The organism is Kitasatospora sp. NPDC058170 (genome assembly GCF_042883905.1).
Lineage (GTDB): Bacteria > Actinomycetota > Actinomycetes > Streptomycetales > Streptomycetaceae > Kitasatospora.
In genome coordinates this window covers 18,311-44,774 of sequence record NZ_JBHVUV010000011.1, presented here as the reverse complement: position 1 = coordinate 44,774, position 26,464 = coordinate 18,311, and the positions used below count along the sequence as shown (strand labels likewise).

19 protein-coding genes are annotated in these 26,464 nt (G+C 73.2%); 10 read left to right on the top strand and 9 right to left on the bottom strand.

Going from position 1 to position 26,464, the window contains the following annotated elements; translation table 11 throughout:
* Positions 1-22 precede the first annotated feature (22 nt).
* The gene (locus ACFVVX_RS14275) at positions 23-1,702 is read right to left on the bottom strand and encodes an NlpC/P60 family protein (RefSeq protein WP_387945116.1); all 1,680 of its coding nucleotides are present in this window, start codon (positions 1,700-1,702) and stop codon (positions 23-25) included.
* Between the two features lie 336 nt (positions 1,703-2,038).
* Here ACFVVX_RS14275 and ACFVVX_RS14270 point away from each other — a divergent pair, with 336 nt between their 5' ends.
* Positions 2,039-3,229, top strand: coding sequence for an anion permease (locus ACFVVX_RS14270; RefSeq protein WP_387945114.1), 1,191 nt, complete (start codon positions 2,039-2,041; stop codon positions 3,227-3,229).
* 26 nt (positions 3,230-3,255) lie between these two features.
* A complete protein-coding gene (locus tag ACFVVX_RS14265) occupies positions 3,256-3,501 on the top strand; it encodes a hypothetical protein (RefSeq protein WP_387945112.1) in 246 nt (81 codons plus the stop codon).
* Positions 3,502-3,564: 63 nt separating this feature from the next.
* Here the strand turns inward: ACFVVX_RS14265 and ACFVVX_RS14260 are convergent, their stop codons facing one another.
* Both ACFVVX_RS14260 and ACFVVX_RS14255 read right to left on the bottom strand, forming a co-directional pair.
* Positions 3,565-5,112 (bottom strand): MDR family MFS transporter, encoded by a 1,548-nt coding sequence (locus ACFVVX_RS14260; RefSeq protein WP_387945110.1) that lies wholly within the window; start codon positions 5,110-5,112, stop codon positions 3,565-3,567.
* A 116-nt stretch (positions 5,113-5,228) separates the two neighbouring features.
* Positions 5,229-5,705: a MarR family winged helix-turn-helix transcriptional regulator gene (locus tag ACFVVX_RS14255; protein WP_387945108.1), complete on the bottom strand. Its 477-nt coding sequence runs from the start codon at positions 5,703-5,705 to the stop codon at positions 5,229-5,231.
* A gap of 112 nt (positions 5,706-5,817) precedes the next feature.
* On the opposite strand from ACFVVX_RS14255, the gene ACFVVX_RS14250 reads away from it, so the two are divergent.
* Positions 5,818-6,849 carry a DUF3533 domain-containing protein gene (locus ACFVVX_RS14250; RefSeq protein ID WP_387945106.1) on the top strand — a complete coding sequence of 344 codons (1,032 nt, stop codon included), beginning with the start codon at positions 5,818-5,820 and terminating at the stop codon, positions 6,847-6,849.
* A 76-nt stretch (positions 6,850-6,925) separates the two neighbouring features.
* Here the strand turns inward: ACFVVX_RS14250 and ACFVVX_RS14245 are convergent, their stop codons facing one another.
* From ACFVVX_RS14245 to ACFVVX_RS14225, 5 genes are all read right to left on the bottom strand, one after another.
* Positions 6,926-8,143, bottom strand: a complete 1,218-nt coding sequence (locus ACFVVX_RS14245) for an ROK family protein (RefSeq protein WP_387945104.1) — start codon at positions 8,141-8,143, stop codon at positions 6,926-6,928.
* Between the two features lie 116 nt (positions 8,144-8,259).
* Positions 8,260-8,781, bottom strand: a complete 522-nt coding sequence (locus tag ACFVVX_RS14240) for a GtrA family protein (protein WP_387945102.1) — start codon at positions 8,779-8,781, stop codon at positions 8,260-8,262.
* Between the two features lie 120 nt (positions 8,782-8,901).
* Positions 8,902-10,341 carry a hypothetical protein gene (locus ACFVVX_RS14235; protein WP_387945388.1) on the bottom strand — a complete coding sequence of 480 codons (1,440 nt, stop codon included), beginning with the start codon at positions 10,339-10,341 and terminating at the stop codon, positions 8,902-8,904.
* Positions 10,342-10,634: 293 nt separating this feature from the next.
* Positions 10,635-13,076, bottom strand: coding sequence for an endopeptidase La (gene lon, locus ACFVVX_RS14230; protein ID WP_387945100.1), 2,442 nt, complete (start codon positions 13,074-13,076; stop codon positions 10,635-10,637).
* A gap of 160 nt (positions 13,077-13,236) precedes the next feature.
* Positions 13,237-14,055: a rhomboid-like protein gene (locus ACFVVX_RS14225; RefSeq protein ID WP_387945098.1), complete on the bottom strand. Its 819-nt coding sequence runs from the start codon at positions 14,053-14,055 to the stop codon at positions 13,237-13,239.
* Between the two features lie 552 nt (positions 14,056-14,607).
* Between ACFVVX_RS14225 and ACFVVX_RS14220 the strand changes: the two genes are divergently transcribed.
* From ACFVVX_RS14220 to ACFVVX_RS14190, 7 genes are all read left to right on the top strand, one after another.
* On the top strand, positions 14,608-15,345 hold the full coding sequence (locus ACFVVX_RS14220) for a response regulator transcription factor (protein WP_387945096.1): 738 nt from the start codon (positions 14,608-14,610) through the stop codon (positions 15,343-15,345).
* An 81-nt stretch (positions 15,346-15,426) separates the two neighbouring features.
* Complete coding sequence (locus ACFVVX_RS14215; RefSeq protein ID WP_387945094.1) at positions 15,427-16,557, top strand: sensor histidine kinase; 1,131 nt, start codon at positions 15,427-15,429, stop codon at positions 16,555-16,557.
* A 310-nt stretch (positions 16,558-16,867) separates the two neighbouring features.
* Positions 16,868-20,617: a multifunctional oxoglutarate decarboxylase/oxoglutarate dehydrogenase thiamine pyrophosphate-binding subunit/dihydrolipoyllysine-residue succinyltransferase subunit gene (locus ACFVVX_RS14210; RefSeq protein ID WP_387945092.1), complete on the top strand. Its 3,750-nt coding sequence runs from the start codon at positions 16,868-16,870 to the stop codon at positions 20,615-20,617.
* A gap of 272 nt (positions 20,618-20,889) precedes the next feature.
* A complete protein-coding gene (locus ACFVVX_RS14205; protein ID WP_387945091.1) occupies positions 20,890-22,896 on the top strand; it encodes a serine/threonine-protein kinase in 2,007 nt (668 codons plus the stop codon).
* 71 nt (positions 22,897-22,967) lie between these two features.
* The gene (locus ACFVVX_RS14200; RefSeq protein ID WP_387945089.1) at positions 22,968-23,147 is read left to right on the top strand and encodes a DUF6104 family protein; all 180 of its coding nucleotides are present in this window, start codon (positions 22,968-22,970) and stop codon (positions 23,145-23,147) included.
* A gap of 225 nt (positions 23,148-23,372) precedes the next feature.
* Positions 23,373-24,272, top strand: a complete 900-nt coding sequence (locus ACFVVX_RS14195; RefSeq protein WP_387945087.1) for a DUF4097 domain-containing protein — start codon at positions 23,373-23,375, stop codon at positions 24,270-24,272.
* A 1-nt stretch (position 24,273) separates the two neighbouring features.
* Positions 24,274-25,320 (top strand): helix-turn-helix transcriptional regulator, encoded by a 1,047-nt coding sequence (locus ACFVVX_RS14190; protein ID WP_387945085.1) that lies wholly within the window; start codon positions 24,274-24,276, stop codon positions 25,318-25,320.
* A gap of 106 nt (positions 25,321-25,426) precedes the next feature.
* Here ACFVVX_RS14190 and ACFVVX_RS14185 read toward each other — a convergent pair whose 3' ends face one another.
* A complete protein-coding gene (locus ACFVVX_RS14185) occupies positions 25,427-26,389 on the bottom strand; it encodes a zinc-binding dehydrogenase (protein ID WP_387945083.1) in 963 nt (320 codons plus the stop codon).
* Positions 26,390-26,464 lie beyond the last annotated feature (75 nt).

Below are 26,464 nucleotides of genomic sequence, written 5' to 3'. Positions count from 1 at the left end.
CCCTCCGGCGTAAGCCCTGCGCCTAGTTCTGGCCGGACGGCAGCGACGTGGCCGAGGCGCTGCCGTGGGCGGTGGCCGAGGCGCTGCCGGTGCCCGCGGGCGTGCCGCTCGCGGTGCCGGCCGGCGTCCCGGTGGGCGTGGTGGTCGGCACCGAGGCACCAGGCTCGGGCGTGCCCGTCCCGGTCGGGGTGCCGGTCGGCGTTCCCGTGGGCGTCCCGGTGGGCGTTCCCGTCGGGGTACCGGTCGGGGTCCCCGTGGGCGTTCCGGTCGGAGTGCCGGTCGGCGTCCCCGTCGGGGTGCCCGTGGGCGTCCCGGTCGGCGTCCCCGTGGGCGTGGTGGTGGACGGCTGGCCCGTCCCCGGGTCGGTCGGCGTGGCCGTCCCGGGCGCCGGGGTGCCCGGCGCGGGGGTGCCCGGGGCCGGGGTGCCGGGGGCGGTCGGCGTGCCGGGGTCGGGGGTGGCCGCGACCTGGTTGGCCGGGCTCGGCGCGATCGGCGTGACGCTGTCCCAGCCCGCCGGGAGGTCCGGCACCTTCCAGGCGCCGCCCTGGTCGTCCGGAGCGGTCTCCGGGTCGGGGCGGACGGCACCGAGGATCGGCATCGAGCCGATCGGCGACACCTTGATCCAGGCGCCCGGCCGGGGCGCCTGCACGACCAGGCCGCCGCCGATGTACAGCGCGACGTGGGTGGCGCCCTCGTAGTAGATGACCAGGTCCCCGGGGCGCAGCTGGTTCAGCGGCAGGCGCTGGAGCCGGGCCCACTGCTCCTGGCTGGTCCGCGGGATGGGCTTGCCGGCGTGCAACCAGGCCTGCGAGGTGAGGCCCGAGCAGTCGAACACGTCCGGTCCGGCGCCGCCCCACACGTAGGGCTTGCCCAGCTGCGCGAGCGCGTAGGCGACGGCGGCGCGGCCGGCCAGCGACGGGGTGCGCTCGCCCTGGCCGAGCGCGCCCGAGGCGAGGAAGGCGAGCTGGGCCTCGTCGGCCTTGACCTTCTCCAGCTTCTCCAGCTCGACGCGCTGGGCGCCGGTGAGCGAGGAGACCATCTGCTCGACGGCGGTCAGCTCGGAGGCGACCTTGGCCTTGGCGGCGTCCTGCTGGGCGACCAGCGCCTGGGTGTTCTTCAGCGCCTCCTCGTTCTGCTTCTGCAGTCCGGTGAGGGCCTCGCGGTCGGACTTCAGCCGGTCGAGGAAGTCGGACTGGGAGCGGCTGGCCGCGGCGAGCAGCTCGGCGATGGTGACCGCCTCGTACGGGTCCTTGGAGAGCAGCAGTTCGGCGTAGGCGGAGGCGGCGCCGTTGCGGTACTGGGCGGCGGCGAGCTGGGCGGCCACGTCGGTGCCGGCGTCCACCTGCTTCTGCTGGCGCTCCAGACGGGCCTTGAGCTCGGCGAGCGCGGCCTGCTGCTCGGCGACCTTGGCGACGCTGCCGTTGTACTGCTCGCTGGCGGCCTCGGCGTTCTTGTACAGCTCGTGCAGCTGGTCGAGCAGCGGGCCGAGGGTGGCCTTGGCCTCGGCGAGCGGGTCGGCGCCGGGAGAGGCGGTCGGGGCGCTGATGCCCGGGGTGGTGCCCGGGTCGGGAGCGGCGTACGCGTCCTGGGCGGCCAGCGGCAGCGCGAGCGCGGCGGCCGCGAGCACGGCTCCGCAACGCAGGGCGGCCCGCACCCACGGTCGTATGCCCGCCGACTCCGCACGCTGTGCAGCCCCGCCCATGGGTGTGTCCTCCCCGCCCTGCCTGATCCCCGGGCTCCCCGGATCCCCGTCGATCCTGCCATGGGTTACTCGCCGGAAACAGACCGCACCCGTACGGGTCGGTGAATTCTCCGGTTCGGCTGTGAGACAGGTCTCAGCAAACCCTCCCGAACCGGGACGTTCTTCACTAATGCCCAGCTCAGCACGGGTGAGGACACCTTGCGGAAAGCCTACGGCAACCCCTCCGACACTCCCGGAACCACGAATCCCGATCCAGTTCACCTTCCGTTCACCGAGCGTCCCTACCGTCGCGAGCGACACCAACGTCAGTGCGACAACTACGACGATTGTTTGGGTATGGAACACATCTCGTTCCTGGTGGCCGTTGTGATCATCACGGCGCTCGCCTTCGACTTCACCAACGGGTTCCACGACACCGCCAATGCGATGGCCACCTCCATCGCGACGGGAGCCCTTCGGCCCAAGGTCGCGGTCACCATCGCGGCCGTCCTCAACTTCGCGGGCGCGTTCCTGTCCGTGAAGGTCGCCACCACCATCTCCGGCGGCATCGTCAACGAGAAGGCGGGCATCCACCCCGAGATCATCTTCGCCGCACTGGTCGGCGCGATCCTGTGGAACCTGCTCACCTGGCTGAGAGGCCTGCCGTCCAGCTCCTCGCACGCGCTGTACGGCGGCCTGATCGGCGCCACCGTGGTGGGCGTCGGTGTCAACGGCGTCAACTTCGACACCGTGGTCAGCAAGATCCTGATCCCGGCCGTCGCCTCCCCGCTGGTCGCGGGCCTGGCCGCCTGGGGCGCCACCAAGCTGGCGTACGCGATCACCCGCCGGACCAACGAGGAGACCGCCACCAAGGGCTTCAAGACCGGCCAGGTCTTCTCCTCCTCGCTGATCTCGCTGGCGCACGGCACCAACGACGCCCAGAAGACGATGGGCATCATCACCCTGACCCTGGTCTCGGTCGGCGCACTGCCCAAGGGCGCGCTGCCCCCCACCTGGGTGATCATCTCGGCCGGCGCGGCCATCGCGCTCGGCACCTACATGGGCGGCTGGCGGATCATCCGCTCGATGGGCAAGGGCCTCGCGGACATCAAGGCGCCGCAGGGCTTCTCCTCCGAGTCGGCCGCCGCGACGGTCATCCTGACCTCCTCGCACATGGGCTTCGGCCTCTCCACCACCCAGGTCTGCTCCGGCGGCATCATGGGCGCCGGCCTCGGCGGCCCGAAGGGCGAGCTGCGCTGGAGTCTGGTCCGCCGGATGGTCTACACCTGGGGCCTGACCCTGCCCGCCGCCGCCTCGGTGGCCGGCGGCGCGGCCTTCCTCGCCGAGCAGGGCAGCTGGGGCGTGGCGCTGGTCGGCGTCACCCTGGTGGCCGGTTCGGGCGCGATGTGGATCATCTCCCGCCGCCAGCCGGTGGGTGCGGACAACGTCAACGACGTCACCCCGGTCGAGGCCGTCACCCCGGTCGAGGTGGGCCCGGCCGCCGTCTCCGCCACCCCCACCCCCGCCTCGACCACCGTCGCGGCCTGAGCGCCGACCACCAAGGAACCGACACCATGCACATCAAGTGGAACGCCCTGGCCCAGACCGCCGGCGTCAGCTTCGGCATCACCGTCGCCGTGGTCGCCGTCTTCGCCCTCGGCATCCTGGCCCTGTCCCGCCGCGAGGCCTCCCAGTCCGCCCGCGGCTCGGAGTCGGGCGCCGCGGCCGGCGGCCGACTGGCCCTGGCCGGCGCGTACACCTGCTTCGCCGCCTGCGCGGCGGCCGTGGTCTACGGGCTGACCCTGATCGCCGGGAAGTAGCGGTCGTACGCCGAAGGGCCGGGGAGCGGTGATCCGCTCCCCGGCCCTTCGGCGTGTTCCGGGTCAGTCCTGCTGCGTGGTGCGCAGCACGGTCTCCCGGATGAACAGCACGGTCACGAAGGCCATCAGGGCGAACGGCGCCGCCACCAGGAAGACCACGCCCACGCCGTGCCCGAAGGCGTCCGTCACCAGGGGGACGACCGGGGCGGGCAGCTTGTGCAGGTCCGGGATGCCGCCGCCACCGGCGCCGGAGGCCGGGATGTGCGCGGCCGCCAGGTTCTCCGCCAGGTAGTGGGAGACCTTGTTGTTCATCAGGGCGCCGAGCGCGGAGACGCCCATCGCGCCGCCCATGGTGCGGAAGAAGGTGACCACCGAGCTGGCCGCGCCGAGCTCGCCCCGGGGCACCGTGTTCTGCACCGCGAGGACGAGGTTCTGCATGGTCAGACCGAGGCCGATGCCGGTGACCGCCATGTAGACGGAGAGCAGCCCGTAGGAGGTGTCGGCGCGGGCGGTGCCCAGCAGGCCGAAGCCGATCGCCAGCATCAGGGTGCCGGAGACCAGGTACGCCTTCCACTTGCCGTACTTGGTGATCAGCCGGCCGGCCACGGTGGAGGAGACGGCCAGGCCGAGGATCATCGGCAGGGTCATCAGGCCGGCGATCGTCGGGGACTTCTCCTTGGCCAGCTGGAAGTACTGGCTGAGGAAGGTGGTGGCGCCGTACATCCCGACGCCGACCAGCACGCTGGCGAGCGCGGCCAGGACGACGGTGCGGTGGCGGAACAGGCTCGGCGGGATGATCGGCTCGGCGGCGCGCTTCTCGATCACCACGGCGAGGGCGCCCAGCAGCAGGCCGCCGCCGACCATGGCCCCGGTCTGCCACGAGATCCAGTCGTAGTTCTTGCCGGCCAGGGTGATCCAGATCATCAGCAGGCTGACGGCGCCGGTGACGACCAGCGCGCCCAGGTAGTCGATCCTGACCTTGCGCTTGACCACCGGCAGCTTGAGGGTCCGCTGGAGCACCGCGATCGCGGCCAGCGCGAACGGGATGCCGATGTAGAAGCACCAGCGCCAGCCGAGCCAGGAGGTGTCCACGATGACGCCGCCGATCAGCGGACCGCCGATGGTGGCCAGGGCGAAGACGGCGCCGAAGTAGCCGCTGTAGCGGCCGCGCTCGCGCGGCGGGACCATCGCGGCCAGGCAGATCTGCGCCAGTGCGGTGACGCCGCCGGCGCCGATGCCCTGGAGCGCGCGGCAGGCGATCAGCTCGCCGGTGTTCTGGGAGAGTCCGGCCAGCGCCGAGGAGGCGATGTAGATGACCAGGGCGATCTGCAGCAGCAGCTTCTTGCTGGCGAGGTCGGAGAGCTTGCCCCAGATCGGGGTGGAGGCGGTGAGGGTGAGCAGCGTCGCGGTGATCACCCAGGTGTAGGCGGACTGCCCGCCGTGCAGGTCGGTGAGGATGTGCGGCAGCGCGTTGGAGACCACGGTCGACGAGAGCACGGCCACGAAGAGGCCGAGCAGCAGGCCGGACAGCGCCTCCATCACCTGCCGGTGCGTCATGGGTCGGTCGTCGGCTGGGGCGGCTCCGGTCGCGGCGGGTGCGGTGAGGGTCATCTGGGTCCTTCGGCGGGGTGCGGAGGCAGGGCGCGAGAAGTCGTTGCCTCGGGCAACCATAAGGCCGATGGTTGTCTAAGGCAACTTTCTTCAAGCTCCGGCAAAATCCCGGCGCCTCAGACCCCTACGCCCTCCCCGACCACGTCGTTGAAGCGGTGCAGCAGCTCGGCGAAGCGCACCACGTCCTCCTCGGGCCAGCCGCCCATCACCTCGCGCACCCGCGCCATCCGGGCACCCCGCGCCTCCAGGAAGCGCCGCCGGCCGTCCTCGGTCAGCGAGACCAGCGCGGCCCGCCGGTCCTGCGGGTCCGCCTCGCGGGCCACCAGGCCCAGCTCCTCCAGCGCCCTGATCTGCCGGCTCACCGTGGCCTTGCCCACCGCGAAGTGCACGCCGACGTCCGTCACCCGCACCGGTCCGGCCTGCTCGACGTAGGCGAGCAGGCTGTACGCCATGCCCTCCAGCCGGGGGTGCACCCGCCGGGACATCTCCGCCACCCGGGCCCGGCCGCGCCGGAACAGCAGCGCGACCTCGCGCTCCACCGCCATCAGGGGTTCCTCGTCGCCGGGCGCACCGGCCGCACTTGCCGCACTCACCGCGCCAGTATCCCGCAGCGGCCGTGGCCGGAATCCGGCGCGGGGTCCCCGGCCCACCAACTACTTGATGATATGAAGTATCCGTTTTTCACTCATACGTTAGGAGATGTCGATGGCCGCCCCACGGCAGGGACTCGTCGCCGAACTGAAGGACGCGGTCACCCCGCGCACGGCACTGCTGGTGATCGCCGTGCTGCTGCTCCAGCTCGGGTTCATCACCTCGTACGTCGGCGCCCTGCACGACCCCAGCCCGCACGAGCTGTCGATCGCCGTGGTCGCGCCGCCCCAGGTCTCCCCCAAGCTGGTCGGGGCGCTGGAGGCGGTGCCCGACGACGCCGTGAGGGCCGTCACCGCGCCCGACGCCGCGACCGCCACCGAGCGGATCAAGGACGAGAAGATCTACGCCGCGCTGGTGGTGGACCCGACCGGCACCGAGGACACCCTGCTGGTCGCCAACGCCCGCGGACCGGCCGCCGCCCGGGCCGCCGAGACCATCGTCACCGCCCTGGACAAGTCCCAGGGCCGCACGGTCAAGGTCCAGGACGTGGTGCCGCTGGCCAAGGGCGACACCAACGGGCTCTCCTCCTTCTACCTGGTGATCGGCTGGTGCGTCGGCGGCTACCTGGTCGCCTCGATCCTCGGCATCAGCGCCGGCGCGCTGCCCGCCAACCCCAACCGGGCGCTGATCCGGCTCGGCAGCCTGGCGCTGTACTCGGTCGCGGCGGGCATCGGCGGCGCGGTCATCGTCGGGCCGGTGCTGAACGCGCTGCCCGGCTCGCTCTGGGGGCTGGCCGCCCTGGGCGCCCTGGTGGTCTTCGCGGTCGGCGCGGTCACCATGGCGCTGGAGTGCCTGTTCGACATCATCGGCATCGGGATCGCGGTGCTGGTCTTCGTGGTGCTCGGCAACCCCAGCGCGGGCGGGGTCTTCCCGCCGCCGATGATGCCGCCGTTCTGGCGGGCCATCGGCGCCTGGATCCCCAACGGCGCGGGCACCGACGCGGCCCGCTCGATCGCCTACTTCGGCGCCGCCAACCTCGCCGTGCCGCTGTTGGTGCTCGCCGTCTGGGCGGCGATCGGGGTCGCGGTGACCTTCATCGCCGTGCTCCGCAAGCCGCGCTACGGCCGGGAGCTGGTCCACCCGTAGGGCCCGCCCGGGCCTCGGGGCACGCAGGGTTCAGGCGCGCAGGCCTCAGGGCGCTCGGGGTTCAGGGCGCAGGGCCTCAGCCCTCCTCCAGGCGGCCCGGGTCGGCGACGATCGCCCGCACCACCCCGACCGCCGCCCCCAGCAGCGGTCCGCGGCGGCCCAGCCGGGAGACCGTCAGCCGGTCCTCCGACCAGGGCCGGACGGTCACCCGGGCCGCCAGCTCGGCCCGCATCGCGGGCAGCAGCCAGGGCGCCAGCTGGGCGTAGCCGCCCCCCAGCACCACCTCGGCCGGGTCGAGCAGATTGACCGCCCCGGCCGAGGCGGTGCCCAGCGCGGAGCCGGCCCCGGCCAGCGCCTCCCGCACCTCCTCGTCCCCGGCCGCGGCCCGCTCGGCGAGCAGCGCCACCCAGTCGCCCCGCACGCCGTCGAGGCCGGCCGCCCGCATCACCGCCGTCTCCCCCGCGTACTGCTCCAGGCAGCCGTACGCCCCGCAGGCGCAGAGCGGCCCGTCCGGGCGGATCGGCACGTGCCCCAGCTCGCCCGCGTAGCCGCGCGCCCCGCGCAGCAGCCGGCCGCCGACCACGATCGCCGAGCCGACGCCGGCCTCGGCGGAGACGTGCAGGAAGTCGTCCGGCGCGCCGCCCAGCCAGAGCTCGGCGAGCCCGCCCAGATTGGCCTCGTTGTCGGCGTCCATCGGCAGCTCGGCCAACTGCTCCGCGCCGGCCGCCCGCAGCGCGAGCCGCAGCTCGGCGGCGACCGGCACGTCCAGCCAGCCCAGGTTGGCGGCCCGCTGGAGCACCCCGCCACCCGTCCCGACCAGCCCGGGCACGGCCAGCGTCAGCCCGGCCGGGCGCAGGCCGGCGTCGACGGCGGCCCGGCGCAGCAGCTCGGCCAGGTCGGCCATCACGGCGGCCGGCCGCCGGTCCCGGTTGCGGATCTCCTGCCGGCGCCAGGCCCGGACCTCGCCGCGCAGGTCGACCACGCAGGCGCCCAGGTGCTCGACCCCGATCTCGGCGCCGAGGCCGCCCGGCCCCTGTGGGTTGAGGCCCAGCGCGGTCCCGGGCCGGCCGACCTTGCCGCTCGGGGCGGCCGGACCCTCCTCGACCACCAGGCCGGCGCCGATCAGCTGCTCGGCGAGCGAGGAGACGGCCGCCCTGGTGAGTCCGGTGTCCGCGGCCACCTCGGCCCGGGAGCGCGGGGAGCGCGCGATCACCCCGAGGACCAGGGCCAGGTTGGACCGGCGCATGCCCCGCTGGCTGGCGGGCCCGGCCGGAGCCCGCTCCGTCTCGCGCATCGCCTTCACCCCGCTCCCGCACGTCCCGATGGGCCCGGCTGCTTGCAGCGTAACCGCGTTTCGCCGCCCGCTCCCGGCGGGCGCGGACCGGCCGACCGGTCGGGAGCGGACAAGCCCTAGCGGGCCCGCGCGGGCTGCTCCACCCGGGTGGCGAGCGGGTCGGCGCGGGGGCGGAAGACCCAGCGCTGCATCGCCCAGTAGCGGAACAGCATCGCGATGAAGGTGCCGACGACCATCCCGCTGAGGAAGTCGGCGACCTCCTGGGTGAACGCGCCCACCTGGGGCTCACGCAGGTCCAGGACGTAGCGCGAGAGGATCAGCGGGATGTCGTTGACCCCGATCGCCACCACGCTGACCAGCAGGAACAGCAGCACCTCGCGCTGGCGCCCGTTCGCCCGGAAGGACCACTGGCGGTTCAGCACGTAGGAGACGGCGGTGGCGACCACGGTCGCGATGGTGAGCGCCACCACCGGCTTGTGCTGCAGCACGGTGAACTTCAGCGAGAAGTTGATCACCGTGGTCAGCGCGAAGCAGGTGCCCCCGACCAGCAGGAACTTCACCAGCCTGCGGTGCTTGACCAGGAACGGGCGCAGCCCGGCCGGCACCCTGGCCAGAGCTCGCTGAGTGGGGGACGGCATCCTCGCAGTCTCGCACGAGGTCCACCGCCCCTCCCGTCCGGCGCGGGCCGCCCCGCTCCCGCCCGGCCGGTCGCGTCCGATCGCGTCCGCTCTCGATCGGCGCGGCCGGCCGGACCCGGCCTACTGCGCGGCGATCCGCAGCACCCCGGTGGTGGTGCCCTGGTAGACCACGCCGCCGGGGGCGATCGAGCCGACCATCTGGAGCGTGTCGAAGACGAAGCCGGCGCCGGTGTACTTGGTGCGCACGACCGCCCCGCTGCCCGGGTCGACCTCCGCGTAGTAATAGGGGTCGAGCACCGAGGTGGCCTGGGTGCCGGGGATGACGGGGTTGCGCAGCACGGTGTGGATCAGCCCGTCGGCGGTGGAGAGCCGGGGGACGGCCGCCGAGCGCACCCGGTTGTCCCAGGCCAGGTCGCAGCCGGAGCCGTCGGCGCGCACGTCGACCCGGCTGAGCCCGCCCTGGAAGGCGCCGGAGGAGGGCACGCTGGGGCCCGCGTCCTCGGGCAGCTTCGGGTACGGGTAGCCGTAGGTGGAGGCGACCAGGACGGTGTTGCCGACGGCCACCGGGGAGTTCTCGCTGCCGCTGCCGCCGGCCCGGAGCACCGGCACCGAGCAGACCGGCGAACCGTCGGAGGTCCGGTAGACCAGCAGGTTCACGGTCGGGGCGGCGTTGTCGACGATGGTGAGGTAGTCGGTGCCGGTGCGCGGGCCGAAGAAGGTCGGGGTGGAGCCGGTGCCCCAGCTGAGCTGGCCGGGCTTGCGGCCGGGCCCGCGGTCGTAGGCCTGGCGCCAGGCGACCTGCGGGGTGCCGTCGGCGGCTGCGGTGAGCAGGTAGGTGGCGTGGGTGGTGGCGACGGCGGTACCGGCCGGGGCGGTGGAGATCGAGTTGGCGACCTTCTCCCCGGCGGGCAGGGTGAGCGAGCGGACGGCGCCGGTGCGGTCGTCGGCGGTGCCGACCACCCCGCCGCCGGTGGCGAACCAGACCCGGCCCTGCCAGTCGGGCGACACCCCGGTGACGGCGTCGCCGGCGGGCACCGCGCCGGCCAGCGACAGCCGGCTGTCGACGGTCAGCGTCCAGGCGCCGGAGGCGGTGCGGTGGTGGCCGATCCGCAGCAGGTTCCGGTCCCCGTCGACGGCCACCAGGCGGTTCTCGTTGTCCAGGTAGGCGTAGACGCCGCCGAGCAGCGAGCCCTTGGCGATCGGCAGCTCGGTGATCGAGCCGCCGTCGGCGGGGTCGAGCAGGTGGACGGTCGGGGTGAGCCCGAAGATCGTGGTGCAGAGCGCGACGGGGAGGCCGTCGGAGCCGACCAGCACCGTCGGGCAGGCGGACTGCAGGGCCACCCGGTCGGAGTCGAGCGGTCCGGCCTTCGGTCCGGGCAGCGGGGTGGCGTCCGAGGAGCCGGTGTCGCCGTGCATGGTGGCGGTGCCGTCGGGGCCCGCGTACGGGTTGTGCGGCGGCAGCGGGCCGAAGGCCGGTTCGGCGTGGGCCGGGGCGGCTGCCGCCAGCAGGAGGGCGGCGGCCGCGAGCACGGCGGCGCGCATGGGCAGCGCGAAGCGCATGGAGATGTCCCATCGGGTGAGTGGAAACGGCGGACCGCGCACGGCGGTGCGTTCCACCCGGCTCGAACGTCCTGGCGGCTTACCGGGCGGACCATCGCACTGGTCAGACGGCGCGGCGACAGATCGCGGAGCATGCGTACGCCAGGTCGACGTCGAGTCGACGGCTCAGGTACGCATGGCGATTCACCCCGCCAGCGTGGCGCACTGACGGGGTGTCTCACAAGACCGTCTCAGGGAGCGGGCGGCGGCCCGGCGGGGCATCTCCCCCCGCCGGGCCGCCCGGTGAGCCACCGTCAGACGGAGACCAGCACCTCGGCCGGCTCCAGGGCCAGCTTCAGCACCTCCCGGACGTCCGCGACCGGGTGGACGGTGAGCCGCTCCAGCACCTCGGCCGGGACGTCGTCCAGGTCGGCCTCGTTGCGCTTGGGGATGATCACCGTGCCGACCCCGGCCCGGTCGGCGGCGAGCAGCTTCTGCTTCACCCCGCCGATCGGCAGCACCCGCCCGGTCAGCGAGACCTCGCCCGTCATCGCCACGTCGGTGCGCACCCGGCGGCCGGAGAGCAGCGAGGCCAGCGCGGTCGTCATGGTGATGCCGGCGCTCGGCCCGTCCTTGGGGACGGCCCCGGCGGGGACGTGCAGGTGCACGCCCCGGTCCCGCAGCGAGGTGACCGGCAGCTCCAGCTCGGCGCCGCGCGAGCGCAGGAAGGAGAGCGCGATGTGCGCGGACTCCTTCATGACGTCCCCCAGCTGTCCGGTCAGGGTGAGCCCGGTGCCGCCGGTCTCGGCGTCGGCGAGCGAGGCCTCGATGTAGAGGACGTCGCCGCCGGCGCCGGTCACCGCGAGGCCGGTGGCCACCCCGGGGACGGCGGTGCGCCGCTCGGCCGGCTCCTGGGCGGCCTCCGGGACGTGGTGCGGCCGGCCGATCAGGGCCCGCAGCTCGTCGGCGCCGATCGCGGCGGGCAGCTTCCGCTCACCCAGCTCGCTCTGCGCGGCGACCTTGCGCAGCACCCGGGCGATCGAGCGTTCGAGGTTCCGGACGCCCGCCTCGCGGGTGTACTCGCCGGCCAGCCGGCGCAGCGCCGCCTCGTCGACCGCGACCTCCTCGCCGCGCAGGCCCGCCCGCTCCAGCTGGCGCGGGAGCAGGTGGTCCCGGGCGATGACGACCTTCTCGTCCTCGGTGTAGCCGTCCAGCCGGACCAGCTCCATCCGGTCGAGCAGCGGCTCGGGGATGGCCTCCAGCACATTGGCGGTGGCGAGGAAGACCACGTCGGAGAGGTCCAGCTCGACCTCCAGGTAGTGGTCGCGGAAGGTGTGGTTCTGCGCCGGGTCCAGCACCTCCAGCAGCGCGGCCGCCGGATCGCCCCGGTAGTCGGAGCCGACCTTGTCGATCTCGTCCAGCAGCACGACCGGGTTCATCGAGCCGGCCTCCTTGATGGCCCGCACCAGGCGGCCGGGCAGCGCTCCGACGTAGGTGCGCCGGTGGCCGCGGATCTCCGCCTCGTCCCGGACGCCGCCGAGCGCGACCCGGACGAACTTGCGGCCCATGGCGCGGGCCACCGACTCGCCGAGCGAGGTCTTGCCGACGCCGGGCGGGCCGACCAGCGCCAGCACCGCGCCGCCCGCCCGCCGCCCGCCGCCCTTGCGGGCGAGCGCCTCGCGCCGCCCCTCCCCGTCGCCGCCCACCGGGTCGAACCCCTGGTCGGCCCGGCGCTTGCGCACCGCGAGGTACTCGACGATGCGGTCCTTGACGTCGGCGAGACCGGCGTGGTCCGCGTCCAGCACCGCGCGGGCGCCGACGATGTCGTAGGCGTCCTCGGTGCGCTCGCTCCACGGGAGCTCCAGGACGGTGTCCAGCCAGGTGCGGATCCAGGAGCCCTCGGGCGACTGGTCGGAGGAGCGCTCCAGCTTGTCGACCTCCTTGAGGGCGGCCTCGCGGACCTTCTCGGGCAGGTCCGCGGCCTCGACCCGGGCGCGGTAGTCGCCCTCCTCGTCGGCCGGGTCGCCGTTCAGCTCGGCCAGCTCCTTGCGGACGGCCTCCAGCTGGCGGCGGAGCAGGAACTCCTTCTGCTGCTTGGCGACGCCCTCCTCGACGTCCTTGCGGATGGTGTCGTTGACCTCCTCCTCGGCGAGGTGGTCGCGCAGCAGCGTCAGCGCGTACTCCAGACGGGCCGTCTGGTCCGCCTCCAGCAGCACCTTGAGCTTCTGCTCGGCGGTGGCGAAGGGTGCGTAGCCGATGTTGTCGGCCAGCTCGCCGACGCCCTCGATCTGGGCCACCCGGTCGACGATCTGCCAGGCGCCGCGCTTGCGCAGCCACTGGGTGGAGAGCGCCTTGTACTCCCTGACCAGCTCGGCGGCGCGGCCCGTCACCGGAGTGTCGAGCGAGGACTCCCGGAACGGCGTGGTCTCCACCCAGAGCGCGGCGCCGGGCCCGGTGGTGCCGACGCCGATCCGGGCCCGGCGCACGGCCCGGACCAGTGCGGCCGGCTCCCCGTCGGCCAGCCGGCCGACCTGTTCGACGGTGGCGAGGGTGCCGACCGCCGCGTACGAGCCGTCCACCCGTGGCACCAGCAGCACCTGGGGCTTCGCGGTACCGGTGGCCGCGGCCCGCGCGGCCTCGACGGCGGCGCGTACCTCGGTGTCCTTGAGGTCCAGCGGGACGACCATGCCCGGGAGCACGACCTCGTCGTCGAGCGGCAGCACGGGCAGGGTGAGCGGTGTGGACGTCGATGCCATGATCTCTCCCCAGTCAGCGAAGTTGAGCTGACCTGACTAAGGTTTGGCGGGCGCCGGATGTTCCCGGGGATCAGTTCGCCGTGAGCGAACAGGGCGGGAGCTGCCGGGGCCCGTCAAAACGCACCCGGACGACCGCGCGGCGGGAAGGGCGGGACCGGCGCTACGCGCGGTCGAGGACGGCGGCGCCGGAGCCCGGCGCCCGGGCGGCCGCCGTCTGGGCGCCGGCCGCCGCCCCGGAGCGCCGCAGCGGCAGCCGCCGGCCCGGGCCGCGGCGCAGCCAGCGCCAGAGCGCCACCCCGGCCAGCAGCGCCACCGGGTGGCCGACCCCGGTGACGAGGTCCCGGTCGGTGAGGATCTGGTCGGCGATCAGCGCCCCGGCCCCGGCGAGCGCCAGCAGCCGACCGCGCGGCGGGAGCAGCCCGGCCAGCGCGCCGAGGCTCGCCAGCACGCCGTAGCTGACGCCGATGTCCAGGTGGTCCAGCGCCGCGGACTCCATCCGCCCGGTCGCCACCGCGGCCAGCACCACCGCCTGGGACAGCACGGTGGCCGTGACGTGCCCGATCGCGAACACCGCGGCCGCCCGGGCCGCCCCGACCCGGCGCTCCAGCGGCGCGACGGTGAAGGCGAAGGCCCACAGGTACGGCATCCAGACCGGACCGGCGACCCAGAAGCCGCTGAACAGCAGCGCGCGCACGGGGTGGTAGAGCAGGTTGTGCCCGTCCGAGCTGGACGCCTCCTGGAGGCGCAGCACCAGGTCCGGGTCGGCGAGCTTGGCGAAGGTGGTGGTGGCTCCGACCACCGCGAGGTAGCCGAGCGCGAAGGGGTTGCGCCGGGGCGTCGGCACCCGGGCCAGCACCCAGTCGGCGACGCCGGCCCGCAGACCGTGGCGCAGCATGCCGTACGGCGGCCCCGCGGAGGGCCCGTCCGGCCGCCCGGGACACGACCCGGCCCGCACCGCACCCTTGCGCAGCTCCGCCATGCCGTCTCCGCTCCAGACCCCGCAGCCACCGGACCCCGTCCGATGCCCAACGTACCGGCGCGCGCCGAAAATCCCACCCCCGCGACTTGTCGTGGCCACGGTACGTCGCGGTCCTGGGAGCCAGCTGGGAATACCCCGTGAAAACGGTGTCCGACCCGGGCTCGCCATTGGTACGGACCTGCACTCCGTTTACGCACGAGTAGCGGCCCTGACCGGCGGCTCGGCGTCAAATCAACTGCATACGTACCGTTACGGAGTGAAAAATCGCCGGGTAAGGTATCGCCCCGTGCCCACTTGCGAGTGGGTCCGAGGGCGGCCGGACAGCCGCTCCACGGGCCGGAAATGTCCGGTCCACCTGCCGGGAAGCACCCGTTGTCCGTACGCTGCGAAGTGTGCGGGAGGGGTGGGCGGTCCACACCCGTCCCCCTGATCCGCACACGCGACGAACGGGACGGCGGACCCGGCACAGTCCACGACGGAACAAGACTACGAGCGGAGCCCCGCCATCCCCACAGGTGGCCGGCCCGCAGCCCTGGGGGCGGTGGCGTGACCGTGACAGATATTCAGCAGGACAACAACAACAGCGGCGGCACGGTGAGCAGCCAGCGCAGAGTGCTGGTGGTGGAGGACGAGCCGACGATCGCGGAGTCGATCGCGGCCCGACTGGGCGCGGAGGGCTTCAAGGTCGCCGTGGCCCACGACGGCCCGGGCGCCGTCGACGGCTTCCACACCTGGCAGCCTGACCTGGTGGTCCTCGACATCATGCTGCCCGGCTTCGACGGCCTAGAGGTGTGCCGCCGGATCCAGGCCCAGCGACCGGTGCCGGTACTGATGCTGACCGCGCGCGACGACGAGACGGACCTGCTGGTCGGCCTCGGCGTCGGAGCCGACGACTACATGACCAAGCCCTTCTCCATGCGCGAGCTGGCGGCCCGGGTCAACGTCCTGCTGCGCCGCGTCGAGCGCGCCCAGCAGGCGGCCAGGACGCCGGCACTCGGCAGCCTGCGCTTCGGCGAACTGGAGATCGACCACGTGCAGCGCCGGGTCCGGCTGGCCTCGGGCGACGTCCACCTGACGCCGACCGAGTTCGACCTGCTCGCCTGCCTGGCCGCCCAGCCGCGCGCGGTACTCACCCGCGAACAGCTGCTGGCCGAGGTCTGGGACTGGACGGACGCGTCCGGCACCCGCACCGTCGACAGCCACGTCAAGGCGCTGCGCCGGAAGATCGGCGCCAGCTGGATCCGCACCGTGCACGGCGTCGGCTACGCGCTGGAGGCCCCGCTCTCCTAGCGGCGCCTCGGGCACCGGGCCTCCGGGGGGCCCGTGTCCCGAACCACCGCTCGGACCACCGCGGGGGACCACAAGGGACCCATGACCTTTCCACAGCAACGCAACGGGGACGCCGCCGGAACGCGGCCGCCCACACTGGCCGCCCGCGCCGCCCGCCGGGTCTGGGCCGACATCCGGCCGCTCGACCCGGTCCGGTCCATCAAGGGCAAACTCGCCCTCCTGGTGATCGTCTCGGTCTTCCTGGCCACCGGCATGGTGGTCGTCGCGATCCGCTCGGAGACCCAGATCCGGATCATCATGGTCTTCTCCATGATCGCCTCACTGCTCTTCATGCAGTTCCTCGCGCACGGGCTGACCGCCCCGCTGCGCGACATGACCGCCGCCGCCCGCGCGATGGCCTCCGGCGACTACAGCCGCCGGGTCGAGGTGAGCTCGCGCGACGAGATCGGCGAACTGGCGACCACCTTCAACCAGATGGCGGCCGACCTCGAAGCCGCCGACCGCCACCGCCGCGAGCTGGTCGCCAACGTCTCGCACGAGCTGCGCACGCCCATCGCCGCGCTGCGCGCCGTGCTGGAGAACGTCGTCGACGGCGTGGTCCAGCCGAACCCGGCGACCCTGGGTGCCGCCCTGGAGCAGACCGAGCGGCTCGGCCGGCTGGTCACCCACCTGCTCGACCTGTCCAAGATCCACGACGGCGTGGTCGCCCTGGACACCCGCGCCTTCGAGGTGCGCGAGTTCCTGGACGGCGTGCTGCGCGGGGTCACCGTGGACGGCGCGACGGCCGGTGGGGCGTTCTCCCGGCGCGGCGACGTCCGGCTGGCACTGGAGGTCAGCCCGACCGGCCTGACCGCCGTGGCGGACCCGGAGCGGCTGCACCAGGTGGTCGCCAACCTGGTCGACAACGCCTGCAAGCACTCCCCTCCCGGCGGCACCGTGACGGTCCGCGCGCGGCCCGGCGACGGGCCCGGCGACCTGCTGCTGGAGGTCGAGGACGAGGGTCCGGGCATCCCGCCGGCGGACCGCGGCCGGGTCTTCGAGCGGTTCAGCCGCAGCGGCACCGCCACCGCCCAGGGGCCCGGCTCCGACGGCGGCACCGGGCTGGGGCTGGCCATCGCCCGCTGGGCGGTGGACCTGCACGGCGGACGGATCGAGGTGGCCGAGGCCCCGCGCGGCTGCCGGATCGAGGTGCGGCTGCCCGGCCCGCGGTGAGCCGCCGCCGGGCGGGCGCCCGGACCGGGTCGATCGGCGTTCGCCCCCATGTCACAGAAGCGACACAGTGGTATACGGATCTTGGATGATCGCTATGTCCGGATTCGTACCGATATGGGGGCCGATCAGGGGCGATCGATTCCCCTCCCATGCGGCTTTCTAACGCACATTTTCAGCCAAACTGCAGGTCAGGACTGTGATCTGGGCGACGCCTGAGCTCTGGGGACTGCGCGATCACTGGTCAGGGGCGTAGCCTTAATCCCCGCTGTCCAAACATCCCAAAAGGAAGCGGAAGAGGGCGGTTGCCGCCGTGTCGCCACAGTCCCAAGAAACCCCCAACAGCTCGGCAAGCTCCACTGGCTTCGGCCCCAATGAGTGGCTCGTCGACGAGATCTACCAGCAGTACCTCCAGGACCCGAACTCGGTCGACCGAGCCTGGTGGGACTTTTTCGCCGACTACAAGCCCGGTACCGAGGTGACCCCAGTGACCCAGGCCGCGACCCAGGTCGGCCCCACGCCGACCCCCGTTGCCGCCCCCGCGCCCGCCGCTGCTGCTCCGGCCGCGCCCGCCCCCGCCGCACCGGCCGCGCCCGCGCCGGCCCCTGCGGCCCCGGCGCCCGCGCCCCTCGCCGCAGCCCCTGCCGCGCCCCCGGCCCCGAAGGCCGCCGCCGCAGCGCCGGCCGCGCCCGCCGAGACCGGCCCCGAGCTGGTCCAGCTCCGCGGCCCGTCGAAGGCGGTGGCGACCAACATGGACGCCTCGCTGGAGGTGCCGACGGCGACCTCCGTGCGCGCCGTGCCGGCCAAGCTGTTGATCGACAACCGCATCGTCATCAACAACCACCTGCAGCGCGCCCGCGGCGGCAAGGTCTCCTTCACCCACCTGATCGGCTACGCCCTGGTCCAGGCCATCAAGGCCTCGCCGGGCATGAACCACAGCTACCAGGTGAAGGACGGCAAGTCGTACCTGGTCAAGCCCGAGCACGTGAACCTGGGCCTGGCCATCGACCTGGTGAAGCCCAACGGCGACCGCCAGCTCGTGGTCGCGGCGATCAAGAAGGCCGAGACCCTCGACTTCTTCGGCTTCTGGCAGGCCTACGAGGACATCGTCCGCCGGGCCCGCGCCAACAAGCTGACCATGGACGACTTCACCGGCGTCACGGTCTCGCTGACCAACCCCGGCGGCATCGGCACCGTGCACTCCGTGCCGCGCCTGATGCAGAACCAGGGCACCATCGTCGGCGTCGGCGCCATGGAGTACCCGGCCGAGTTCCAGGGCTCCGCCCCGGAGACGCTGTCCCGGCTCGGTGTCTCCAAGATCATGACGCTGACCTCGACCTACGACCACCGCGTCATCCAGGGCGCGGCGTCCGGCGAGTTCCTGCGCGAGATCCACCGGCTGCTGCTCGGCGAGAACGGCTTCTACGACGAGATCTTCGAGTCGCTGCGGATCCCGTACGAGCCGGTCCGCTGGGCCACCGACGTCGCCACCACGCACGACGACGAGGTCAACAAGACCGCCCGCGTCATCGAGCTGATCCACTCCTACCGGGTCCGCGGCCACCTCATGGCCGACACCGACCCGCTGGAGTACAAGCAGCGCAAGCACCCCGACCTGGACGTCACCACCCACGGCCTCACCCTGTGGGACCTGGAGCGCGAGTTCGCGGTCGGCGGCTTCGGCGGCCAGCGGATGATGAAGCTGCGCGACATCCTCGGCCTGCTGCGCAACACGTACTGCCGCACGGTCGGCATCGAGTACATGCACATCCAGGACCCGAAGCAGCGCAAGTGGCTGCAGGAGCGCCTGGAGAAGCCGTACACCAAGCCCGAGCGCGAGGAGCAGCTGCGCATCCTGCGCCGGCTGAACTCGGCGGAGGCCTTCGAGACCTTCCTGCAGACCAAGTACGTCGGGCAGAAGCGCTTCTCGCTGGAGGGCGGCGAGTCCCTCATCCCGCTGCTGGACGCGACCATCGACTCGGCGGCCGAGCACCGCCTGGACGAGGCCGTCATCGGCATGGCCCACCGCGGCCGCCTCAACGTGCTGGCCAACATCGTCGGCAAGCCGTACGGCAAGATCTTCGGCGAGTTCGAGGGCAACCTCGACCCGAAGTCGATGCACGGCTCCGGCGACGTGAAGTACCACCTCGGCTCCGAGGGCACCTTCACCGGCCTGGACGGCGAGACCATCAAGGTCTCGCTCGCCGCGAACCCCTCCCACCTGGAGGCCGTGGACCCGGTCGTCGAGGGCATCGCCCGCGCCAAGCAGGACATCCTGGACCAGGGCGGCACCACCTTCCCGGTGCTGCCGATCCAGATCCACGGCGACGCGGCCTTCGCCGGCCAGGGCGTCGTCGCGGAGACCCTGAACATGTCGCAGCTGCGGGGCTACCGCACCGGCGGCACCGTGCACGTCGTGGTGAACAACCAGGTCGGCTTCACCGCCGCGCCCGCGAGCAGCCGCTCGTCGATGTACTGCACCGACGTGGCCCGGATGATCGAGGCCCCGATCTTCCACGTGAACGGCGACGACCCGGAGGCCGTGGTCCGCGTCGCGCGGCTCGCCTTCGAGTTCCGCCAGGCGTTCCACAAGGACGTCGTGATCGACCTCATCTGCTACCGCCGCCGCGGTCACAACGAGGCCGACAACCCGTCGTTCACCCAGCCGCTGATGTACGACCTGATCGACAAGAAGCGCTCGGTGCGCAAGCTGTACACCGAGGGCCTGATCGGTCGCGGCGACATCACCATGGAAGAGGCGGAGCAGGCGCTCCAGGACTTCCAGGGCCAGCTGGAGAAGGTCTTCGCCGAGGTCCGCGACGCCGCCCAGACGCCGGCCCCGGCCGCCAACGGCAAGCCGCAGGCCGACTTCCCGGTCAACATCCAGACCGGCATCTCCCAGGAGATGGTCAAGCGGATCGCCGCCTCCCAGGTCAACCTGCCGGACTGGCTGACCGTCCACCCGCGCCTGCTGCCGCAGCTGCAGCGCCGCGCCGGCTCGGTCGAGGACAACACCATCGACTGGGCCATGGGCGAGACGCTCGCCATCGGCTCGCTGCTGATGGAGGGCCACCCCGTCCGACTGGCCGGCCAGGACAGCCGCCGCGGCACCTTCGGCCAGCGCCACGCGGTGCTGATCGACCGGGTCTCCGGCGAGGACTACACCCCGCTGCTGTACCTGACCGAGGACCAGGCCCGCTACACCGTGTACGACAGCCTGCTGTCCGAGTACGCGGCGATGGGCTTCGAGTACGGCTACTCGCTGACCCGCCCGAACGCGCTGGTCATGTGGGAGGCGCAGTTCGGCGACTTCGTCAACGGCGCGCAGACCATGGTGGACGAGTACATCGCCTCCGCCGAGCAGAAGTGGGGCCAGCACTCCGGCGTCACCCTGCTGCTGCCGCACGGCTACGAGGGCCAGGGCCCGGACCACTCGTCCGCCCGCCCGGAGCGCTTCCTGCAGCTGTGCGCGCAGAACAACATGACGGTCGCCATGCCGACCCTGCCGTCGAACTACTTCCACCTGCTGCGCTGGCAGGCGCACAACCCGCACCACAAGCCGCTGGTCGTCTTCACCCCGAAGTCGATGCTGCGTCTGAAGGCCGCGGCGAGTGCCACCGAGGAGTTCACCTCCGGCTCGTTCCGCCCGGTCATCGGTGACAGCACCGTCGACCCGGCGAACGTCCGCAAGGTGGTCATCACGGCGGGCAAGTTCTACTACGACGTCGAGGCGGCCCGTACCGAGCGCGGGGTCACCGACACCGCGATCGTCCGGGTCGAGCGGCTCTACCCGCTGCCGGTGGCCGAGCTCCAGGAGGAGCTGGCCAAGTACGGCGACAACGTCCAGTTCGTCTGGGCGCAGGAGGAGCCGGCCAACCAGGGTGCCTGGCCGTTCATCGCCATGAACCTGGTCGACCACCTCCAGGTCGTCATCGGCCGCAGCGCCAACGGCTCGCGCCTGCGCCGCGTCGCCCGCAACGCCTCCTCGGCCCCCGCGGTCGGCTCGGCCAAGCGCCACGCCGCCGAGCAGCAGGGTCTGCTGGAGGAGATCTTCTCGCTCTGACCCGCTCAGGCCGAACGGCCCCGGCCCCCCGTGCACACCGCGCGGGGGGCCGGGGCCGTTCCGTCACCCGCGGCGGTGGCGCCAAGTCCGCGGTGGCGCCATGTCCGCGGTGGCGCCATGTCAAGGTCCCAGCTCTGCAACCAAACGGCCACCGGACTGCGTGCCGAGCTGACGGCTCGATAGGTTGTCCCTCGTCGGATCGCCGTCCGCGCCCGTCCAAGCGCCCCGGCGCCGGCCGAACGACCTCACCGCTCTCCCAGGGGGATCACCGCATGACCGCCGACACGCCTCCCGGCTCCGCCGCCTCACCTCTCCCGCCGATCTTCCAGCCCCTGCTCCCCGAGGACCCGAGGGAGGTCGGCGGCTACCGGCTGTTCGCCCGCCTGGGCGCCGGCGGCATGGGCCGCGTCTACCTGTCCTACACCCCGGGCGGCCGCCCGGTGGCGCTCAAGGTGGTCCGTCCGGAGTTCGCCGAGGACGGCGAGTTCCGCCGCCGGTTCGCCCAGGAGGTCACCAACGCCCAGCGCATCCACGGGCTCTACACCGCCCAGGTGATCGACTCCGGCCTGGACGCGGACGCCCCCTGGCTGGTCACCGCGTACGTGCCGGGCCCGTCCCTGCAGCAGGTGGTGCGGGAGAACGGCGCCCTGCCGGTCCGTACCGTCCTGCTGCTGCTGGGCGGCGTCGCCGAGGCGCTGCAGGCGATCCACAGCGTCGAGGTGGTCCACCGCGACCTCAAGCCGGCCAACGTGCTGGTGGCCGGCGACGGCCCGCGCGTCATCGACTTCGGCATCGCCCGGGCCGCCGACGCCACCGCGCTGACCGGTACCGGCTACCGGATCGGCTCGCCCGCGTTCATGTCGCCCGAGCAGGCCCAGGGCCACCGGGTCACCCCGGCCACCGACGTCTTCGCGCTCGGCGCGCTGGCCGCGTACGTGGCGAGCGGCACCGCGCCGTTCGGCGACGGCCCGGACACCGCCGTGCTCTACCGGGTGGTGCACGAGCAGCCCGACCTGAGCGCCGTCCCCGGCGACCTGCGCGAGCTGGTCCTGCGCTGCCTGGCGAAGTCCCCGGAGGACCGGCCCACGCCCGCCGAGATCATCGAGATCGCCCGCAACCACCCGTCGGTCGGCGGGCAGCTGCGGTTCGCCGACGACTGGCTGCCCCGGCAGGTCAACACCGAGATCACCCGCCGCTCGGACCTCCCCAGGACCCCGCCGACCCCGCTGCCGGCCGCCCCGACCAGCGCGCCGACGGTGCCGCAGGCCCCCGCCGGGCCGCCCACCGCTCCCCCGCAGCCGCTCGGCCAGCCGACCCACCCGGCCACCGCCGTCTCGTACAGCGCTCCGCAGCAGCCGCCGGCGACCCCGCCGCCCGGCTTCACCCCGCCGCCGCTCGGCGCCTACGGCCCGCCGCAGCCCGGCACCGAGGCCCCGACCGGCCCGGTGCTGTCCTCCCCGCCGACCATGCAGCTGCGCCAGGAGCCGCCCTCCTTCGACACCCCGCCACCGGGCCCGGTGGTCGCCGACCTCCCGGCCCCCGCGCCGGAGCCCCGGCGCAAGGGTGTCTCCTGGAAGGTGCTGCTGACCGTCGCCCTGGTGATGGCCGTCGGCGGCACCGCGGGCGGTGTCGTCCTGATGAGCAAGATGACCAAGAACAACGACAAGAGCTCCTCGTCCGCCGACGCCGCGCCGCCGAGCAGCGCCGCCACCACGCCCGCCCCGGCGCCGGCCAAGACCGCTCCGCCGGCCTCCGCGGCCTCGCCCAGCGCGTCCCCGAGCACCACCGGCGACCCGTTCACGGCCGAGCCCTCGCCGTCCAGGTCCGCGAGCAACGGCGTCACGGCGCCGGCCCGGCCGACCGGCTACTCCCCGCTGCTGGACAAGAAGTCGCTGTCCATCCCGGGCGCCGACTACTCCTCGGAGGCCTACCGGATCGACCTGGTGGCCGGCACGGTCGTGCCGCGCGGCAACGACCTCAAGTGGGGGCTGGGGGTGACGGCCTCCGGCAGCAGCAACAAGGCCAACGCCTTCACCAGCTTCGGCGACGAGAAGTCGGACTTCGCGGTGATCACCGATGCCACCGTGACCCCCGAGCAGTGCGCCGTCGCGATCGACTCCCGCCCCGACACCGACCTGTCGTTCAACCGGGTCGCGCCGGGCCGGCTGCTCTGCATCCGCGACCGGGTCACCCACAACATCGCCGTCGGCGCGGTGGAGGTCGCCGACTCCACCACCGGCACCGCCAAGATCACCATCAGCACCTGGCGGGCCAGCTAGGCCCTGGCCGGGACGGTCCCGGACGGGACTATCCTGACCAGGTCGAATCCCCACCGGACCCGGAGTGAACCGTGTACTTCACCGACCGCGGCATCGAGGAGCTGGCGAACCGGCGCAGCGACGAGGAGGTCACCTTCGAGTGGCTGGCCGAGCGCCTGCGCGAGTTCGTCGACCTCAACCCCGACTTCGAGATCCCGGTCGAGCGGCTGGCCACCTGGCTGGCCCGGCTCGACGACGAGGACGACGAGTGACGCGGTGACCCCCGCTCGAAGGGCCCGGAAGGCAGCCGCCTTCCGGGCCTTTCGCATGCGCCCCGTACGGGACGCCTCGGGGACGCCTCGGGGGTGCCTCCGGGATGACTCAGGGGCGGGTCCGGGACGGGCTCCGGGCCGGATCCCTTGACTTCGCCGTCACGCGATATATCGTCTTTAAAAGAGAACGCGATACATCGCGAGTCACAACGGGAGGCGGCAGAGATGAGCCAGTGGACGGTCGAGGGACCCGACAGGATCACCATCGACGAGGCGGTCCGCGCGCTGCACGTGCGCATCATCGACGGCACGGTGAACGTGGTCGCGGCCGAGGGCCCGGCCCGCCTGGAGGTCACCGAGCTCCAGGGCGAGCCGCTGCACGTCACCCTGGTGGACGGTGTCCTGACGGTCACCTACAAGGACCTCAGCAGCTGGAACGAGTTCGGCGACGTGCTCAAGTCGGTCGACTCGGTCAAGGGCTTCTTCTCCTCGTTCAAGCGCAAGCGCCGCGCCGCCGTCACGCTGACCGTGCCGGCCGCCGCCGAGGTCAAGGTCGGCACCGTCTCGGCCGACGCCACCGTCTCCGGGGTGTCCGGGCACGTCTCGGTGCAGAGCGCCAACGGCGACGCCACCCTGGTCGGCCTCACCGGCCGGACCGACGCCAACACCATCACCGGCGACGTGGACGCCCAGTCGGTGGCCGGCCAGCTCAAGCTGAACACCGTCTCCGGCCGGCTCACCGTGGTCGCCGCGACCGCCGACAGGGTGCAGGCCAACGCCGTCACCGGCGCCGTCACCCTGGACCTCGACGTGGCCACCCCGACCGACATCAAGGTCACCACGGTCAGCGGCGCGGTCGGCGTCCGGCTCCCCTCGCTGGCCGACACCAAGGTCGAGGCCGGCACCAACAGCGGCGACGTGTCCAGCACCTTCGAGCAGCTCAAGGTGGGCGGCACCTGGGGGGCCAAGCGGCTCTCCGGCCAGCTCGGCGACGGCAAGGGCAGCCTCTCCGTGACCACCGTCTCCGGCGCCGTCACCGTGCTGCACCGCCCCGACCCCGAGGACGACGGCCCGGTGGTCGTCAAGGAGCTCCCGGCCGGCCCCGACCTCACCAAGGAGGCCTGAGATGACCCCCGTCTTCGGCCACGGCCGGCTCCGGCTCTACCTGCTGAAGCTGCTGGACGAGTCCCCGCGGCACGGCTACGAGGTGATCCGCCTGCTGGAGGAGCGCTTCCAGGGGCTGTACGCCCCCTCGGCCGGCACCGTGTACCCGCGGCTCGCCAAGCTGGAGCAGGAGGGCCTGGTCACCCACAGCACCGAGGGCGGCCGCAAGGTCTACCGGCTCACCGACGCCGGGCGCGCGGAGCTGGAGGCCCGCCGCAGCGAGCTGGACGAGCTGGAGCTGGAGATCCGCGACTCGGTGGCCCAGCTCGCCGGGGCGATCCGCGAGGACGTCCGGGACAGCGCCAAGGACCTCCGCGAGGAGCTCTGGGGCGCCGCGCGCGAGGCGCGGAAGGCGGAGCCGGGGGCGGAGGGCGCCGAGGGCGGGGACCCGTGGGCCGGCCCGTGGGGGGACCGGGACGCCTGGCAGCGCGCCAAGGAGGAGTTCGCCCAGTTCAAGGCCCAGGCCAAGGAGCAGGCCAAGCGCGCCAAGGACCAGGAGAAGGCCGCCAAGGCCAAGGCGAAGGCCGCCGAGGAGGAGGCCCGCCGGCTGCGCGAGCAGTCCAGGGCCGCCCGGACGGCGGCGCAGCAGGAGGCGCTGCGGCTCAAGCGCCGGGTCGAGCAGCAGGTGCGCGAGCACGCGGCCAAGGGCGACTGGTCGACCGGACTGGCCGAGGGGCTGTCCGAGCTGACCAGGGGTCTGGCCGGGCTGGCCGACGCGGCCCGCTGGGGGCACTCGGCGGAGGGCGGGGCACCGGCCGCCGAGAAGGTCGACGTCACCCGGATCGACCTGGACAAGGACGAGCCGCCCACCGGCTCCGCCGACCTGCCGCCGTGGGCCCGGACCGACCCGGCCGGCGACCCGGCCCGTGAGCTGGAGCGGCTGCTCGACCGCTTCCGCGACCAGGTCCGGGACGCGGCCCGGGACGGCGGGGTGACGGACGCCCGGCTCGCCGAGGCGCGCGCGGTGCTGGGCGCGGCGGGCGAGCGGCTGCGGCGCCTGCTGGGCTGACGCACGGGAGGACGCACGGGAGGACGCACGGGAGGACGGCCGGGTCGGCGGGATGCCGACCCGGCCGTCCGCCGTCCCGGCAAGGCCTAGCCCAGCGGTAGGGGTCTCAGGGCTTCAGCACGATCTTGCCGAAGACCTCGCCCTTGGCCAGCCGGGCGAAGCCGTCCCGGGCCTCGGCCAGCGGCAGCACCGAGTCGATCACCGGCCGGACACCGGCGGTGGTGCAGAGCGAGAGCAGCCCGGCCAGCTCCTCCTTGGTGCCCATGGTCGAGCCGACCACCTTGAGCTCCAGGAAGAAGATCCGGTTCAGCTCGGCGGCGCGCGGGCTGGGGCCGGAGGTGGCACCGGAGATGACGATGGTGCCGCCGGGCCGCAGCGACTTCACCGAGTGCGACCAGGTGGCGGCGCCGACCGTCTCCATCACCGCGTCCACCCGCTCGGGCAGCCGGGCGCCGCTCTCGAAGGCGGCGTCGGCGCCGAGCTCCACGGCCCGGGCGCGCTTGGCCTCGGACCGGCCGGTGACCCAGACCCGCAGGCCGGCCGCCTTGCCGAGGACGACCAGCGCCGTCGACACACCGCCGCCGGCGCCCTGCACCAGCACGGTGTCACCGGGCCTCACCCCGGCGTTGGTGAACAGCATCCGATAGGCCGTCAGCCAGGCGGTGGGCAGACAGGCCGCCTCCTCGAAGCTGAGCTCCGCGGGCTTGGGCAGCAGGTTCCAGGTGGGGACGGCCAGCTGCTGGGCGAAGGTGCCCTGGTAGCGCTCGGTGAGGATGGAGCGCGGCTCGTCCGGGCCGACGCCGTGGCCGCTCTGGCCGATCACCGAGTGGACGACCACCTCGTTGCCGTGCTCGTCGACACCGGCGGCGTCGCAGCCGAGGATCATCGGCAGCCGCTCGGCGGGCAGGCCGACCCCGCGCAGCGACCAGAGGTCGTGGTGGTTGAGGGTGGCGGCCTTCACCGTGACCACGCTCCACCCGGGACGGGCCTGCGGTTCGGGGAGTTCGCCCAGCTCAAGCCCGCTCAGCGGGTCGTCGGCATCGATTCGTGCGGCGTAGGCAGCAAACATGGTCCGGACGATAGCGGCGACGGCCGGGGCCCGGAACCGCGCGTGGGTGTGACGCGCGTCCCGGCCCCGGCCGGC

What these genes read in the sequence shown, in the direction of transcription:
- ACFVVX_RS14190 (WP_387945085.1), top strand. Translation starts at nt 24,274, where the DNA reads ATGACCCCCGTCTTCGGCCACGGCCGGCTCCGGCTCTACCTGCTGAAG.
- ACFVVX_RS14275 (WP_387945116.1), bottom strand. Translation starts at nt 1,702, where the DNA reads ATGGGCGGGGCTGCACAGCGTGCGGAGTCGGCGGGCATACGACCGTGG.
- ACFVVX_RS14240 (WP_387945102.1), bottom strand. Translation starts at nt 8,781, where the DNA reads ATGCCGTCCCCCACTCAGCGAGCTCTGGCCAGGGTGCCGGCCGGGCTG.
- ACFVVX_RS14195 (WP_387945087.1), top strand. Translation starts at nt 23,373, where the DNA reads ATGAGCCAGTGGACGGTCGAGGGACCCGACAGGATCACCATCGACGAG.
- ACFVVX_RS14185 (WP_387945083.1), bottom strand. Translation starts at nt 26,389, where the DNA reads ATGTTTGCTGCCTACGCCGCACGAATCGATGCCGACGACCCGCTGAGC.
- ACFVVX_RS14270 (WP_387945114.1), top strand. Translation starts at nt 2,039, where the DNA reads ATGGAACACATCTCGTTCCTGGTGGCCGTTGTGATCATCACGGCGCTC.
- lon (WP_387945100.1), bottom strand. Translation starts at nt 13,076, where the DNA reads ATGGCATCGACGTCCACACCGCTCACCCTGCCCGTGCTGCCGCTCGAC.
- ACFVVX_RS14235 (WP_387945388.1), bottom strand. Translation starts at nt 10,341, where the DNA reads ATGCGCTTCGCGCTGCCCATGCGCGCCGCCGTGCTCGCGGCCGCCGCC.
- ACFVVX_RS14250 (WP_387945106.1), top strand. Translation starts at nt 5,818, where the DNA reads ATGGCCGCCCCACGGCAGGGACTCGTCGCCGAACTGAAGGACGCGGTC.
- ACFVVX_RS14225 (WP_387945098.1), bottom strand. Translation starts at nt 14,055, where the DNA reads ATGGCGGAGCTGCGCAAGGGTGCGGTGCGGGCCGGGTCGTGTCCCGGG.
- ACFVVX_RS14245 (WP_387945104.1), bottom strand. Translation starts at nt 8,143, where the DNA reads ATGCGCGAGACGGAGCGGGCTCCGGCCGGGCCCGCCAGCCAGCGGGGC.
- ACFVVX_RS14265 (WP_387945112.1), top strand. Translation starts at nt 3,256, where the DNA reads ATGCACATCAAGTGGAACGCCCTGGCCCAGACCGCCGGCGTCAGCTTC.
- ACFVVX_RS14215 (WP_387945094.1), top strand. Translation starts at nt 15,427, where the DNA reads ATGACCTTTCCACAGCAACGCAACGGGGACGCCGCCGGAACGCGGCCG.
- ACFVVX_RS14205 (WP_387945091.1), top strand. Translation starts at nt 20,890, where the DNA reads ATGACCGCCGACACGCCTCCCGGCTCCGCCGCCTCACCTCTCCCGCCG.
- ACFVVX_RS14260 (WP_387945110.1), bottom strand. Translation starts at nt 5,112, where the DNA reads ATGACCCTCACCGCACCCGCCGCGACCGGAGCCGCCCCAGCCGACGAC.